General features: G+C 59.6%; 13 protein-coding genes and 1 tRNA gene. 8 read left to right on the top strand and 6 right to left on the bottom strand.

Going from position 1 to position 15,260, the window contains the following annotated elements; genetic code table 11:
* Positions 1 to 38: 38 nt before the first annotated feature.
* Positions 39 to 115, bottom strand: a tRNA-Pro gene (locus M1D97_RS07875).
* Positions 116 to 323: 208 nt separating this feature from the next.
* Between M1D97_RS07875 and folD the strand changes: the two genes are divergently transcribed.
* Positions 324 to 1,181 carry a bifunctional methylenetetrahydrofolate dehydrogenase/methenyltetrahydrofolate cyclohydrolase FolD gene (gene folD / locus M1D97_RS07870; RefSeq protein ID WP_456267198.1) on the top strand — a complete coding sequence of 286 codons (858 nt, stop codon included), beginning with the start codon at positions 324 to 326 and terminating at the stop codon, positions 1,179 to 1,181.
* Positions 1,182 to 1,273: 92 nt separating this feature from the next.
* On the opposite strand, the gene cysS is transcribed toward folD, so the two are convergent.
* Positions 1,274 to 2,650: a cysteine--tRNA ligase gene (cysS, locus tag M1D97_RS07865; RefSeq protein ID WP_456267197.1), complete on the bottom strand. Its 1,377-nt coding sequence runs from the start codon at positions 2,648 to 2,650 to the stop codon at positions 1,274 to 1,276.
* 12 nt (positions 2,651 to 2,662) lie between these two features.
* Positions 2,663 to 4,342: a glutamine--tRNA ligase/YqeY domain fusion protein gene (locus M1D97_RS07860; RefSeq protein WP_456267196.1), complete on the bottom strand. Its 1,680-nt coding sequence runs from the start codon at positions 4,340 to 4,342 to the stop codon at positions 2,663 to 2,665.
* A 207-nt stretch (positions 4,343 to 4,549) separates the two neighbouring features.
* Between M1D97_RS07860 and M1D97_RS07855 the strand changes: the two genes are divergently transcribed.
* Positions 4,550 to 5,047 (top strand): peptidylprolyl isomerase, encoded by a 498-nt coding sequence (locus tag M1D97_RS07855; protein WP_456267195.1) that lies wholly within the window; start codon positions 4,550 to 4,552, stop codon positions 5,045 to 5,047.
* Between the two features lie 60 nt (positions 5,048 to 5,107).
* Entirely contained in the window at positions 5,108 to 5,863 is a 756-nt protein-coding gene (locus tag M1D97_RS07850; protein WP_456267194.1) for a UDP-2,3-diacylglucosamine diphosphatase, read from the top strand.
* A gap of 60 nt (positions 5,864 to 5,923) precedes the next feature.
* On the opposite strand, the gene miaE is transcribed toward M1D97_RS07850, so the two are convergent.
* Positions 5,924 to 6,541: a tRNA isopentenyl-2-thiomethyl-A-37 hydroxylase MiaE gene (miaE, locus tag M1D97_RS07845; protein WP_456267193.1), complete on the bottom strand. Its 618-nt coding sequence runs from the start codon at positions 6,539 to 6,541 to the stop codon at positions 5,924 to 5,926.
* A 358-nt stretch (positions 6,542 to 6,899) separates the two neighbouring features.
* On the opposite strand from miaE, the gene M1D97_RS07840 reads away from it, so the two are divergent.
* From M1D97_RS07840 to M1D97_RS07830, 3 genes are all read left to right on the top strand, one after another.
* Positions 6,900 to 7,478: an outer membrane beta-barrel protein gene (locus tag M1D97_RS07840; protein WP_456267192.1), complete on the top strand. Its 579-nt coding sequence runs from the start codon at positions 6,900 to 6,902 to the stop codon at positions 7,476 to 7,478.
* A gap of 412 nt (positions 7,479 to 7,890) precedes the next feature.
* Positions 7,891 to 9,597: a proline--tRNA ligase gene (locus M1D97_RS07835; RefSeq protein WP_456267191.1), complete on the top strand. Its 1,707-nt coding sequence runs from the start codon at positions 7,891 to 7,893 to the stop codon at positions 9,595 to 9,597.
* 37 nt (positions 9,598 to 9,634) lie between these two features.
* On the top strand, positions 9,635 to 10,189 hold the full coding sequence (locus M1D97_RS07830; protein WP_456267190.1) for a transglycosylase SLT domain-containing protein: 555 nt from the start codon (positions 9,635 to 9,637) through the stop codon (positions 10,187 to 10,189).
* A gap of 398 nt (positions 10,190 to 10,587) precedes the next feature.
* Here M1D97_RS07830 and M1D97_RS07825 read toward each other — a convergent pair whose 3' ends face one another.
* A complete protein-coding gene (locus M1D97_RS07825; protein ID WP_456267189.1) occupies positions 10,588 to 10,785 on the bottom strand; it encodes a transcription termination/antitermination NusG family protein in 198 nt (65 codons plus the stop codon).
* Between the two features lie 89 nt (positions 10,786 to 10,874).
* Here M1D97_RS07825 and M1D97_RS07820 point away from each other — a divergent pair, with 89 nt between their 5' ends.
* The gene (locus tag M1D97_RS07820; RefSeq protein WP_456267188.1) at positions 10,875 to 12,116 is read left to right on the top strand and encodes an AmpG family muropeptide MFS transporter; all 1,242 of its coding nucleotides are present in this window, start codon (positions 10,875 to 10,877) and stop codon (positions 12,114 to 12,116) included.
* 71 nt (positions 12,117 to 12,187) lie between these two features.
* Entirely contained in the window at positions 12,188 to 13,321 is a 1,134-nt protein-coding gene (gene mltA / locus M1D97_RS07815; protein ID WP_456267187.1) for a murein transglycosylase A, read from the top strand.
* 39 nt (positions 13,322 to 13,360) lie between these two features.
* Here mltA and M1D97_RS07810 read toward each other — a convergent pair whose 3' ends face one another.
* The gene (locus tag M1D97_RS07810) at positions 13,361 to 15,193 is read right to left on the bottom strand and encodes an SEC-C metal-binding domain-containing protein (protein WP_456267186.1); all 1,833 of its coding nucleotides are present in this window, start codon (positions 15,191 to 15,193) and stop codon (positions 13,361 to 13,363) included.
* Positions 15,194 to 15,260 lie beyond the last annotated feature (67 nt).

Below are 15,260 nucleotides of genomic sequence, written 5' to 3'. Positions count from 1 at the left end.
ACCCCTTGATTGAAAAATCTTTATCACAATCAATGAGTTGGTCGGGGTAGAGGGATTTGAACCCCCGACATCCTGCTCCCAAAGCAGGCGCGCTACCAGACTGCGCTATACCCCGCACACCAGCACCTCTGCCGAGGCCGCTGCCAATGCGAGGCGCATTTTAACTGATCATCGACCCGGGTCAAGTATAACTTGTCACATTGCCCTTTTCTGCCTTTCCATGGCATCGAAAGGAACATTGATTGACTGCATGCGGCGGGATGCGACAATTGCAGCCCTTAATGAGCGAAGCTCGCTTGAATCGCCACCGGGACAGAATATAGATGAGTGCACAGTTGATTGACGGCAAGGCTACGGCACAGAAGGTGCGTGACAAGGTTACCCGGCAGGTAGCCGAGCGTCGCCGGGAAGGTAAAAGAGCGCCCGGACTGGCCGTGGTACTGGTAGGCGATGACGCTGCGTCGGAAGTCTACGTACGCAACAAGCATCGCGCCTGCGAACAGGCCGGCATTCTTTCCTTCCAGCATCATTTACCAGCGGACACCACCCAGCAGGTACTGGAAGACCTGATTGACCAGCTGAATGCTGACCAGAGCGTTGACGGCATTCTGCTGCAGCTACCCCTGCCCGGCCATCTGGATGCGCGCCCCTTGCTTGAACGCATTCATCCGCACAAGGATATTGACGGCTTTCATCCCTACAATGTCGGACGTCTGGCGCAGCGTATGCCCACGCTCCGCCCCTGTACGCCCATGGGGGTCATGACGCTGCTTAATGAACATCAGCTTGATGTGCGCGGCATGACCGCCACCATCGTGGGTGCTTCCAACATCGTTGGCCGCCCGATGGCGCTCGAGCTGCTACTGGCAGGCTGCACCATTACGGTATGTCATCGCTTTACGCGCGATCTTCAAAAACATGTCGAAGATGCCGAGCTTTTGATCGTGGCCGTGGGCAACCCGGGGCTGATCAAGAGTGAATGGATCCGCCCCGGCGCCATCGTGATCGATGTCGGCATCAACCGTAATGACGATGGCAAGCTTACCGGCGATCTGGAGTTCGAGGGGGCACGAGAACGCGCCTCTTACGTTACTCCGGTGCCGGGCGGTGTAGGACCGATGACCGTGGCCTCGCTGCTCGAGAACACGCTGACGGCTGCCGAGCTGCACGATCACGGTTGAAACCGGTTTTTTGTCAGCCGCCTCGATATGAAAAGCCCCGCCATCGGCGGGGCTTTCAGTTTCCAGCAACACTTCAGGAGATCGCAGGGTGTTCAGCGGTTTTCACTGACCCAGGTCGTGCCTTCACGACTGTCCTTGAGAATGATGCCCTGCTCGGCCAGCGCATCGCGAATGCGATCGGCTTCCGCGAAGTCCCTGTTGCGTCGTGCCGCGTTTCTGGCCTCGATCTGACGGGCAATCTCTTCATCATTAATGCCTGTGTGGGCTCCTTTCAGAAACGCCTGCGGAGAACGCTCCAAAAGCCCCAGCATATTGCCAAGCCGGACAAGCTCATGTGCCAGGGCACCAGCGCGTGAAGCATCCTCGCGATGGCGATTGATTTCCCGCACCATCTCGAACATGACCGCCAGCGCCTCGGGCGTATTGAAGTCATCATTCATGGCTCGGGTGAAGCGCTCGGCAAATTCACTGCTTACTTCACCTTCGACGATCTCGACATCCGCCAGCGCGTTATAAAAGCGCTCCAGCGAGCGCCTGGCGTCCTTGAGCGTATCCGGGGCGTAGTTGATGGCGCTGCGATAGTGACTGGCCACCAGCAGGTAACGCACAACTTCCGGATCATGTGCCTTCAGAACATCGCGTACCGTAAAGAAATTGCCCAGCGACTTGGACATTTTTTCGTTATCGACACGCAGCGCCCCGGCATGCATCCAGGTATTGACATATTTCTGCCCCGTGGCGGCCTCGCTCTGGGCGATCTCGTTTTCATGGTGCGGAAAGGACAGATCCGGACCGCCACCGTGAATATCAAACGTATCGCCCAGGCAGCAGGTCGACATGGCCGAGCACTCGATATGCCACCCCGGACGTCCATTACCCCACGGCGATGACCAGCTCTCTTCCTCCGGACGAGCGCGCTTCCACAGCACGAAATCCAGCGGATCTTCCTTGGCCTCATCAATATCGACGCGTGCCCCGGAGCGCATGTCATTCGGATTGCGGTTATTAAGCGCGCCATAGCGCTCAAAGCGTCGTACCCGATAGAACACGTCGCCATTGTCGGCGTGATAGGCATAGCCCCGATCGATCAATGTTTCGATCATGGCAATGATGTCGCTGATATGCGCCGTGGCACGGGGTTCGCGATCCGGCGGCAGCACGCCCAGCTGGCGCTCGTCCTCGTGCATGGCATTGATCATGCGCTCTGTCAGATCAGCAATGGGCTCATTGTTGTCCCGGGCACGCACCAGGATCTTGTCGTCGACGTCGGTGATATTACGCACATAAGTCAGCTGATAGCCGCTGGCACGCAGCCAGCGCGCAATGACATCAAAGGCCACCAGCATTCGCGCATGGCCCAGGTGACAGTAGTCATACACCGTCATGCCACAGACATACATGTGTACGTTGCCGGCTTCCAGAGGGACGAAGGTTTCCTTCTGTCGCGTCAGGGTATTGTAAATCTGCATGTGCACTGCCCCTTAGCCGGCCTTGTTCTGCGCCCTGGCCCAGCCATCCTTCAGGCTGACCGTGCGATTGAAGACCGGATGACCATCCCTGTGGTCGTGGCGGTCGGCACAGAAATAGCCGACGCGCTCGAACTGGAAACGCTGCTCGGCTTCAGCCTGTGCCAGCGCAGGCTCGGCGATGGCGTGAACGACTTCCAGCGACTGTGCGTTGAGGTGCTCCAGAAAATCGACATCCTTGTCCCGGTCCGGCGCCTCGACCTGAAACAGGTTGTCGTAATTGCGCACCTCAACATCAACTCCATGACGCGCGCTGACCCAGTGAATCACGCCCTTGACCTTGCGGCCCTCGGGGTTCTGCCCCAGGGTTTCCAGGTCAACGCTGCAGTGCAGCGCCTCGATGTCGCCCTGCGCGTTTTTGATCACCTCATCGCAGCGAATCACATAGGCATTGCGGAGACGCACTTCCTTGCCGGGCGCCAGGCGGAAGAACTTCTTCGGCGGCTTCTCCATGAAGTCTTCCTGATCGATCCAGATCTCGCGATTGAGCGGTAGATGGCGTGTACCCATGTCTTCACGGGCGGGATGTCCTGCCACTTCAAAGACCTCTTCGTGATCTTCCGGCAGGTTGGTCAGCACAACCTTGAGCGGCTTCATGACACACATTGCCCGGGGCGCGTTGTCTTCAAGGTCCGAGCGAATGGCGTGATAAAGCATCTGGATATCCACGACACCGGCGGCACGCGAAACGCCCACCATATCGCAGAATTTGCGGATGGAGGCCGGCGTATAGCCGCGACGGCGCATGCCCGAGATGGTCGGCATCCGCGGATCGTCCCAGCCATCCACGATATTCTGATCTACCAGTAGCTTGAGCTTGCGCTTGGATGTAACGGTATAATTCAGATTCAGACGCGCGAATTCGATCTGTCTTGGACGCGCCGGCACGGACAGGTTATCGAGGAACCAGTTGTACAGCGGACGATGATCCTCGAACTCGAGCGTACAGATGGAGTGGGTAATCCCCTCAATGGCATCGGACTGGCCATGCGTGAAGTCATAGGAAGGGTAAATCTTCCACTTGTCGCCGCTCTGGTGGTGCGAGGCATGACGAATTCGATACAGGGTCGGGTCCCGCAGATTGATATTGGGAGAAGCCATATCGATTTTGGCGCGCAGCACTTTCTCGCCTTCTGAGAACTCGCCGTTTTTCATGGCTTCGAACAGGGCCAGATTTTCTTCAACGCTGCGATCACGCCAGGGGCTGGGCCGACCGGGCTCGGTCAACGTGCCGCGATATTCACGCATCTGCTCGGCATCGAGATCGTCGACATAGGCCAGACCGTCACGAATCAGCTGACAGGCCCACTCATGAAGCTGATCAAAGTAGCTGGAGGCATAACGCACCTCACCGCTCCATTCAAAGCCGAGCCACTCGATGTCTTCGCGGATGGCATCGATATAGACCTGCTCTTCTTTGGCGGGATTGGTATCGTCAAAGCGCAGATGACACTGACCTCCGAGCTGCTCGGCCAGACCAAAATTGAGACATATCGATTTGGCATGACCGATGTGCAAAAAGCCGTTGGGTTCGGGCGGAAAGCGCGTCACGACGGTATCAACGCGTCCCTGCTCGATCTCTTCACGAATCTGTGTACGAATGAAATTCGGTGCGCTGGTGCTTTCTGAGCTCATGGGACGTGATCAGGCCTTGTTGACAACGGATACCGGCAGGCGCGGTTTCGCCTGCCCGAATAAAGCCGCTATTATAGCGTGAGCGCCCGGGACCATGCCATGCAGGTATCAGTACCGACGTCGTGAGTGCCCCACAGCTCGGTGTGCGCCATCCCTTGCACAGCTTTTCTGAAGCTGTTTCCTTGTTGTCTTTCAGAGAATTTCTTCATGATCATTTTTTCTACCAGCGCCGGCGACATCAAAATCGAGCTTTTTCATGATGCCGCGCCCGGGACAGCCGCAAACTTTGAGCGCTACGTCAGGGAAGGCCACTATGACAACACGCTTTTCCATCGTGTTATCGACGGCTTCATGATTCAGGCCGGCGGGTTTGATACCCGGTTCGATCAGAAGCCGGTTCATGCGCCCATCAACAATGAAGCCGACAACGGCCTTAAAAACGATCGCGGCCATCTTGCCATGGCCCGAACGGGTGATCCGCACTCGGCCACGGCACAGTTTTTCATCAACGTGGCCGACAACCATTTTCTGAACCACACCTCTCCCACGCCCCAGGGCTGGGGCTACTGCGTGTTCGGTCAGGTTGTCGAGGGCATGGATGTCGTGGACAGCATCAAGAGCGTGGCCACCACACGACGTAATGGACACGCCGATGTCCCTGCCGAAGACGTTGTGATCGAGTCGGCCCGTTTCGTTGATGCCTGATCGCCGAACAATAATGTTTCAGACGCAGCACACGACTGCGCCCTTCCAGCAGGAGAGGTCATGACGACACTGTTTATTGCCGATCTGCACTTGCAGCAGGACGCGCCCGAGCTGACCCGGGCGTTTTTGAACTATCTGGAATATCGCGCCCGGGACGCTCATGCGCTCTACATCATGGGCGATCTATTTGAAAGCTGGATTGGCGATGATGCCATCGGCGAGTTCGAGCAGCAGATTATCGATGCCCTGCGACGCTTCAGCGACGGTGGCAGACACCTTTATGTCATGCACGGCAATCGTGATTTCCTGCTGGGTGAGCGCTTCGCCGAGCTGGCCGGCGCCGTACTGATTGATGATCCCGCCATCATTACCATCGACGACGATGTCCCTGTTCTTCTGATGCATGGCGACAGCCTTTGCACGCAGGATAACGAGTACATGCAGTTTCGCGCCATGACGCGCGACCCACAGTGGCAGGCGCAGACACTGGCCCTGCCGATCGAGCAGCGCCGCCTGCTGGCGGATCGCATGCGTGAAGGTTCCGGCAGCGCCAACGGCGGTAAATCCGACGACATCATGGATGTCAGTCAGGAGGCCGTGGAGGACATCATGCAGCAATGCCATGTGCGCACGCTGATTCACGGCCATACCCATCGCCCCGATGTACACGACTTCCGTCTGCACGACGACGAAGTCGCCAAGCGCTACGTCCTGGGTGACTGGCAGCCCGACCGGGATGAAGGCTGGGAAGTCCGCATGGATGGCATGACCCTGACACTGGAACATTTCAGCCTGTCGGAACTGCCCTATCACTAATCAGGGTCTGACGCCTCGAACCGGGGCGTCACATATCCGGGCCGGCTGCCGGTCATTCCTTCAGACCGCGGTCGGAACCCCGCTGTGAAATCGAAACTCGGGATCCGGTGATTCAATCAGCGATCTTTCGATCTCTCCGAAAAACGCCACCCGTTCATCGATGGGCTCATCGGCGTACTGTGCAGCCAGCTCCAGATAATCCTCGAAATGCCGCCCCTCGGATTTCACCAGACTGCGGTAGAACTTCGCCAGCGTCTCGTCGAGATGAGGAATCAGGCAGGCAAAACGCTCGCAGGAGCGTGCCTCGATATAAGCGCCCACGATCAGTACATCGACCAGCCTTCCCGGCTCCTGCTCCCGAACGTGTTCACGCAGCCCCTGGGCGTAGCGCGAAGCCGATACATGTTCGTAGGCAATGCCGCGTTCACGCATCAGCGTCACGACCTGCTCAAAATGGAGCAGCTCTTCGCGTGCCAGCTGGGACATTTTCGTAAGGAGATCCACGCGGCTGGTATAGCGATACATGAGGCTCATGGCCGTCGAGGCTGCCTTTTTCTCGCACTGGGCATGATCAATCATCAAAAGCCGCTCGTTGCCCAGCGCTGCGTCCACCCAGCGCTGAGGGGTCCGGCAGGGCAGAAAATCGAGCAGTTCGGAAGGCATCAGTTCGTGGGACATATCGTAACCGGATAGAAAACATGAAAATGCAGCCGGGCATGTTACACGCATCACCGGATAACAGGGAGTGTCTCGATAAAAGCGGCAACTTCCCTGTCATCACGTCACTCGAACACTAAATATTGGTCGGCGCAGGGCGAAAGGGCAGACTGTTGCTATACTGTCGGCCCTTCTCGGGTAAAGAGTTTTGCAACCAACTTCATTGAAGTCGTTAATGCATTTTAATCTTTACGTGAACCGATTCTCATGCTAAAAATGTTTTTGAAAACACTGTTCGAGTAATAACAGCTCACTTAATCGATTTTGATTCTGGAGCAGGACGCTCCAGTCAACAAAGGTTTCATGCAAGGAGATCATCATGAAAAAAGTCGCACTTTTCGCTGCACCGCTGTTCGCTTCCTCTCTGGCAGTCGCGCCGATGGCCATGGCTGACACCAGCACCGGCATCTATTCGGGTGTTGGTGCGGGTAGTGCTCAGGTCCATGATGCCGATATCAGCAGCTTCAGCAGTGGCACTCAGACCGGCGATCGCATCACTGACAACAACGACACTGCTCAGAGCGCTTTCGTTGGTTACAAGTTCAACGACTGGTTCTCCACCGAGATCAACTACGCCGATCTGGGCGACATTGATTACACCTCTGATCAGGGTAGCGGCAACTACCAGACCAAGACCTACAGCCTGAGCGCTATCGGTGAACTGCCGCTGTTCTACGGTGTTTCCGGCTATGCACGCGTTGGCGCTGCCTACTGGAAGGCCAATGCGCAGAGCGGCCCGGCCAGCAACGAATACGGCACCGACCCGGTTTACGGTCTGGGCCTGAAGTACCAGTTCGAAACCGTTCCGGTCTTCGCTCGCGCCGAGTACACTCGCTACGACCTGGACAGCGATTACAAGATCGATGCTGCCATGGCGTCTGTCGGCGTCCAGTTCTAATCAGACTCACTCAAGTGACTCTGACAAAACGGCACCTTCGGGTGCCGTTTTTTATGTCGACAGATTTATCGGTTACAGCTGCTGGGACCATCGGGCCCGGGCATGCAGGCCCGCTGCCCCGCCTGGGTTCCCTGGTCGTTGACCCGGGGAGGCTGCCAGACAAACTCCGTATCATTGCGTCCCGCACACCCCGAGACCACCAGTATCACCACGGTCATCACAACACCGCCCCATCGACGCTGCATACTGCCCCCCGCCTGTTATCGTTTAATGACAATCTGCCTGTCTGAATGCGCAGCCCTGATGAACACATACCATCATTGTCGGCTGCGGGAAACGTCTTTTGCCGACAGGCAACGAATGCTCGTACAATGCGGTTCATTTCATCCGGCTCAAGGGAAATATTCGGTTCATGCGCGCCAGTCAACTGCTGCTATCCACGCTCAAGGAAACGCCCGCCAACGCTGAAATCGTCAGTCACCAACTGATGCTGCGTGCCGGCATGATTCGAAAACTGGCCTCGGGCCTTTACACCTGGCTGCCTCTGGGGCTGCGGACGCTGCGAAAGGTAGAGCGGATCGTGCGCGAGGAAATGGACCGCGCCGGCGCCCAGGAAGTGTTGATGCCCGCGGTGCAGCCTGCCGAACTCTGGCAGGAGTCGGGCCGCTGGGACCAGTACGGCAACCTGCTGCTTCGTCTGCGAGACCGTCACGATCGTGACTTCTGCTATGGCCCGACCCATGAAGAGGTCATTACCGATCTGGTCCGCAATGAGGTGCGCTCCTACCGCCAGCTGCCCTGCAACTTCTACCAGATTCAGACCAAGTTTCGCGATGAAACCCGCCCCCGCTTTGGCGTCATGCGCGCGCGAGAGTTCATCATGAAGGATTCCTACTCGTTCGATCTCAGCCAGGAAGCGATGGCAGTTTCCTATCAGAAGATGTATGACGCCTATGTTCGCATCTTTACTCGACTGGGACTCGATTTCCGCGCGGTTCAGGCCGACAACGGTGAAATCGGCGGCAGCGCCTCTCACGAGTTCCACGTGCTGGCCGACTCCGGCGAGGATGCCGTTATCTTTTCGACGGGCTCCGACTATGCCGCCAACATCGAAAAGGCGGAAGCACTGCCCGAGCGTCAGGAACGTGCGGCCCCTCAAGAAAGCATGTATGAGGTCGATACACCGAATGTCAAAACCATTGCAGCCCTGGTGGAAAAGCACGGGCTGCCGATTGAAAAGACCGTCAAGACACTGATCGTTCATGGTGCTGACGGCGGCCTGGTGGCACTCATGGTGCGCGGTGACCATCAGCTCAACGAGGTCAAGGCGCTGCATCTGGCTCAGGTGGCGTCGCCGCTGGTCATGGCCAGTGAAGAAGAGATTCGCGAGGCCGTCGGCGCAGGTCCCGGTTCGCTCGGCCCGGTCGGCCTTGAGATACCGCTGATCATCGATCGCAGCGTGGCGGTCATGAGTGATTTCGGTGCCGGTGCCAATCGCGATGACAAGCACCTTTTTGGCATCAACTGGGAGCGCGATCTGCCCCTGCCGATGGTGGCCGATATCCGCGACGTCGTCGCCGGCGACCCGCCACCGGATGGCCAGGGAACACTCTCCATTGCCCGCGGCATTGAAGTCGGTCACGTCTTCCAGCTCGGCACGAAGTACTCCGAAGCACTGGGCGCCACCGTACTCGATGAAAACGGCAACAATGTACCGCTGCAGATGGGATGTTACGGCATCGGCGTCAGTCGGGTAGTGGCAGCCGCCATCGAGCAGAACCACGATGAGCGCGGTATCGCCCTGCCCGCCAGCCTGGCCCCCTATCAGGTGGCGCTGGTGCCCATGAACGCACACAAGTCGCAGGCCGTTCGCGATGAGGCCGAGCGCCTTTACAACGCCTTCAATGAAGCAGGCATCGAAGTCCTGCTGGATGATCGCGACGAGCGCCCCGGCGTCAAGTTTGCCGACCTTGAACTGATCGGCATTCCGCATCGTATCGTCATCGGCGATCGCGGCCTTAAAAATGGTGAACTGGAGTACAAGGGAAGACGTGACGACGATATCACAATGGTGGCGCAACAGGAGGCCATCGAGTTTATCCGTCAAAAGCTGGCCTGAGGCCGGCCTTCAAGCATGTCTTCTGGGCGCCTGTCTGATGACAGGCGCCCTTTTTGCATCCACCGCACTGGCCGCTGCCGTCCCGGAGCAGCACGTGTCGGCCCGCCTGATCCGCCAGCTCTCGAGCGCCGTATCAAATGATCAGCACTTTGAGGATCATTTCGAGGCCGAGGTCTGGCTAACCGACATGAACCGGCGCCTGATGCCCTATATTGCCGAGACGTCCCGGCGGCTCGCCCTGCTGGAAAGCATTCAGCGGGAAGCGCTGCGCGCCTCGCTGGATCTGCAGCTGGTGCTCTCGGTCATCGACGTCGAAAGCCGCTTTGCCCCGAAGGCAATCTCGAGTGCCGGCGCCGAGGGGCTCATGCAGGTCATGCCCTTCTGGAAAAAGGAGATTGGCCGAGCAGACGACGATCTTTTCGACCCCGACACCAACCTGCGCTACGGCTGTACGATTCTGGCGTGGTATCTCAAGGTCGAAAAGGGTGATGTGACCCGCGCTCTGGCGCGCTATAACGGCAGCCTCGGCAAGACGCGCTACCCGGAACAGGTCATGGCGCGCTGGGACAACCGCTGGTGGGTTGATGGCTGACCCCGGCCACACGCCAAACGCCACACGCCACACGCCACACGCCACACGCCAAGGGCTCAGTGTTGTTGCGACACCCTGGTCTGCCCCGCGCCACCGTAACCCGATGCTCTCGCTGCAGGATGTTGAGCATCACAATGACCCGCTCCTCTCCCTTGCCATAAAAAACCCCTTCCAGCGCCCTGAAGGGGCCCTTGGTGATCTCGATGCGCTCGCCCGCGCTGAACCGATACGCCCGGGACGCCGCCGGCTGATTGCTGACTGCTGACTGCTGACTGCTGACTGCTGACGCAGCATATCGATAAGCACGTCCGGAACAGGTACCGGCTCCCGGCCAAAGGCAAGCAGCTTGACCACCCCGCGTGTCGAACGAACGGGCGCTCAGTTATTTTGTAACCGATTCATGCGGATAAAGAGATACCATGGGAACAGGGGCTCGACGACCCGGATGGTTTTGTGGCGCTGGCGTTTTCCCGCTGTATCACCGGATGAAAGACCGTGTACCCCTGATGGCGCAGATGTTCGACGGCACGGAAGGAATCCCCCGACTTGCACTGAACGCCATACCAGCGTAGCCCCTCGGGCTCTGTTGCCGTCATGAAAACCACCCCCGGTCAGTAGCCGTGGGCGCAGCGGTCTGAGAGAATCGGCGCGCCATTCAAATGCCCGCGACTTCTGGATAAGACCGTTGACTTCGATTGCTACAGCCCGGGCCGCCGTTGCGCGCCATGGTATCACGTTCCTGATGGGGCTGGCGTCAGGCCTGCCGCTGCTGCTGACGGGCAGTGTCCTTCAGGCCTGGATGACCGATGCCGGCGTCGCTCTGGATGCGGTCGGCCTGCTGGCGCTCATAGGCATTCCCTACACCCTCAAGTTTCTCTGGGCCCCTTTGCTGGACCGTTTCGAACTGCCCTTTCTGGGCAGACGACGCGGATGGCTATTGCTGACACAGCTGCTTTTGACCTCCCTGATTGTATTGCTGGCCCTTTCCGACCCGGGTCTTGCGCCCCTGACCGTCGGCATCGTGGCGCTGGGCATCAGCTTTTTCAGTGCCACCCAGGACGTCGTCATCGACGCCTATCGCCGCGAGCACCTGCCCGAGAAGGAGCTCGGCATCGGTTCCAGTCTCTATACCTATGGCTATCGTACCGGCATGCTGTTTGCCTCCGGCGGCGGACTGATGCTGGCTGACAGCATTGGCTTTCGTGCCACCTACCTGACCATGGCCGCCCTGCTGGGGGCCTGCATGGTCGTCACGCTTCTGGTGCCCGAGCCCGACGCGCAGCGCCCCATACAGTCACAGAACTGGCGGGACACCTTTCTGGATCCCATTCGCAACTTCCTGACGCGCCCCGGCGCCCTCTGGCTGCTGCTTTTCATTCTTCTCTACAAGCTGGGAGACTCGGTCGCCGGCAATCTGACCACGCCCTTTTACAAGTCGCTGGGATTTTCCAACGCCGAGATCGGCGCCACGGTCAAGATTTTCGGCTTCTGGCCGCTGCTGGGCGGTATTTTCCTGGGGGGGCTGGTCATCCTGCGCATCGGCATCTACCGCTCGCTGTGGTGGTTCGGACTATTGCAGATGATCTCCACCGCCGGATTTATCTGGCTTAACCATGTGGGGCATTCGATTACGGCACTGGCAGCAGTCGTCAGCTTTGAAAATGCCGCCGCCGGCATGGGCACTGCCGCCTTTCTGGCGTTCATGGCCGCGCTCACCGACAAGCGCTTTACCGCCGGTCAGTATGCCCTGCTCTCCTCGATCATGGGCCTGCCCAGGGTCGTGATCTCGGCGCCGGGCGGCATCCTGTCGGAGGCCGTGGGATGGGACGGCTTCTTTCTGATCTGTACGCTGGCCGCTATTCCGGGGCTCATGATCCTCTGGTATTTTCGCCAGTGGCGCGATATCACCGACCCTCCCCGACAGTGATACTGCTTTGCATTTTTTCCGTGACACGGGCGCCGGCCCCTCGGGCCGCGCCACTTGAAGAGACCCTGATCTTGCCTTTTGTATCCATCGCCATGTGTCGTCCCCGGGGCCTTCCCTCTCTGGCTCGCATCATGCACCAGTGCGCCGGCATACTGCTGGCCGGCGTGTTTCTGACGGCCTGCTCGACCGGCCAGTCCGGATTTCAGCCGGCCGGAACACCGCACTACTCCAGCGATCAGCGCCCCATGCAGCCCACCAGCTGGCAGCAACTGCCCGGCTGGCACGACGACAATCTGCTGAGTGCCTGGAGCGCCTTTCGAACCAGCTGTGAAAAACTCGCGCGCAAACCGGACTGGGCCTCGGTCTGCAATGATGCTCGCCACGTCGACCCGCTGGACAGCCGCGCCATCCGGCGCTATTTCGAGCAACGCTTTACCCCCTTCACCCTGATCAATAGCGATGGGTCGACGGTGGGCACCATTACCGGCTATTACGAACCCGTGCTTCAAGGCTCTCGTACGCGTCACGGCCCCTATCAGGTACCGCTTTATCGCAACGTGGGCGACAGCAGCCTGATGGCCGCCAGCCGCAGCCAGCTGATCAGCAGTGGCGTACTGCGTGGCCGCGAACTGGTCTGGGTGGATGATCCGGTAGAGGCCGCTTTCCTGCAGATTCAGGGGTCGGGACGCATCAACCTGGCAGAGGGTGGCGAAATGCGGGTAGGCTTCGCCGGCGCCAACGACCAGCCCTTTCAGTCCTTTGCGCGCTGGCTTCTGGACAATGGCGAAATCACCCCGGCGCAGGCCACCCTGCCGGGTATCAAGGCCTGGGCCAACGCCAATCCCGGTCGGGTGCAGGAGATGCTCAACGTCAACCCGCGATTCGTCTTTTTCAGGGAGCTCGACAGCAGTCACAAGAGCAGCGACGGCCCGATCGGAGCGCAGGGCGTTCCATTGACGCCGGAGCGCAGCATCGCCATCGACCCCGACAAGGTCCCGCTGGGAGCGCCGGTCTTTTTGTCCACTACGCGACCGCTGTCCAACCAGCGCATGCAGCGTCTGATGCTGGCGCAGGACACGGGCAGTGCCATCAAGGGTACAGTGCGCGCGGACTTCTTCTGGGGCCACGGCGACGAGGCCAGTCTCAATGCCGGGCGCATGAAGCAGCCCGGGCAGATGTGGGTGTTCCTGCCCAACCGGCAATAGCCGACACGCCCCGGTAGCGAGGCATGGACGGCCGTGGCGCTACTCGACGCTTGCCCGCAGTCTGGCGTCCACCCATCGAAGCGCCCCCTGGGTCGCCACCCAGTGGGGGCGCATGAGCACCCGGTACTGCCAGGCCTCGGCTCGTGAACCGGGAAGCGGTGAATGACCGGTGACGGGTTCACGCCTGGGGTTATCACGCACCAGCAGCTTGAGCATCCAGGGGTTGGCCCGCTCGATCATGATCAGCGCCTGACGGGCTTCATCAAGCCGTGCCAGCCGGTAAAGGGCCAGTGCCTTGCCCAGCAGCAGCCCGAGCCAGCTCTCGCCATCGCCCCAGTCCTGCTCGATCTCTTCGATAAGGCTCAGCGCCCGGTCATTCTGGCCATCACTCAAAAGCTGCTCCAGCAGCAGCTCGCGCAGCCCCATGCGGTCTTCACCGTCGAGCCGAATCAGACGCTCGGCCAGCTGCCTTGATTGTTCACGTGCCCCGCGTTCCATACCGATGATCAGCCCGAGCCCGAGCCGAAACAGAACATGGTTATCGCCATCGGCCCACACAAAGGGGGTATCGGCCGCCTCGATCGCCACCAGCCAGTCTTCAAAACGCCGGGCCAGGGGAGCAAAGACAGACTCGAACATCCACGGAAGATTGCCGAAACGCCCTGCCAGCGCCATGGCCAGCTCCTGCAGAATGGCCGGCGTCGTCAGCCATTCAGGGTGAAGACACAGCGCGTCAAGCCAGGGCCGGGCATCAAACCAAGGGTCTCCCTGAAACCCGCTGCCGGGGGCTTCTTCGTTATCGGTCGTAAAGTGCTGTCGCCACATCTGGTAGCGGGCGTTCTCCAGATCGCCCTGCTGATACTCGAGCCGTCCATCCGCATTGATCGACAGCGAAAGCCGCGAGGTGCTGGAAACCTCCTGCAATAGCCGGGTCAGGGTATCCAGCGGCTCGGCCAGCTCCTCGTCCGCGTAAATCATCTGCTCGGCCAGCGTGGCCTCGGGGTCATCCGCCAGCTGCTCGAGAAATGCCTGCTGGTCGTCGTCAAGATCACTGCGATGAACAAGCCGGCGGCGCCAGAAATCGGCCCGCGCACGCGCCTGCTCGGGGCAGCCCTCATGCAGCAGCAGCATGCTTTCGAGATAGGCCAACGCCGGCTCGTTGGGCATGACCTCCAGGGTTCGAATAAAGGTTTCGCGGGCGCTGGGCAGATCATCACTGTCCATGTATCGCAGACACAGCCGCTTCAGGGCCGCGCCGCGCAGGAAGTCGGGGCCATGCTCGACGGCGCTGTCCATTAATGCAGCTCTTTTGCGGGTAAAGCCGCGCTCCTGATACAGATCGCTCAAAAGCTCGAAAGCGGGTTCGCTCTCCTGAGGCAGTCCTTGCCAGTCCGGACCGTTGAAAAGCGCTTCAAGGATGCTCTGAGCCCGCCCCGGCTGGCCACCCTCGGCACTGACGATGCCGGCCTCGAGCAGCGCCTGTGCCGGCACATGGCCGGAGGCCAGCGCCTCATGCAGCTCCTTGCCCTTGAGGCGCTGCAACAGCAGCATCCACATCAGATGCGGCGGTACCTGACCCGGCAGCGTGACGCGGGCACAGCAGTCGCCGTAGCGCTTGCCGGAGTCGCACCAGCACGGCTCCCGAGGAGTCGGCATGGCCAGCGTTTCGATCCGAAAGCCGAGGCGCTGGAGCGGCATCTGGTTCCATAGCACCGGCGCCAGCGCCTGGGCCAGTGCCACGTCCTTGCCCAGCAGCTCGGCCCCTTCCTGTCTCGCCCAGCCCATCAGTGAGGGGTAACGCTCATCGCGACGTATGGCATCAAGCGCTCCCGTCGAAAACCCAAGGAGTTGGTCCACCCAGGCTGCCAGCATATTGTTCCTCCACCATGATCACGCTTATGCTAGCACGCTGACGGCATGCGTCTCATGATAACGCCCT

The sequence above is a fragment of the Kushneria sp. AK178 genome, assembly GCF_053903105.1.
The sequence above is the reverse complement of the archived record's forward strand: the minus strand, read 5'-3'. Positions and strand labels throughout refer to the sequence as shown.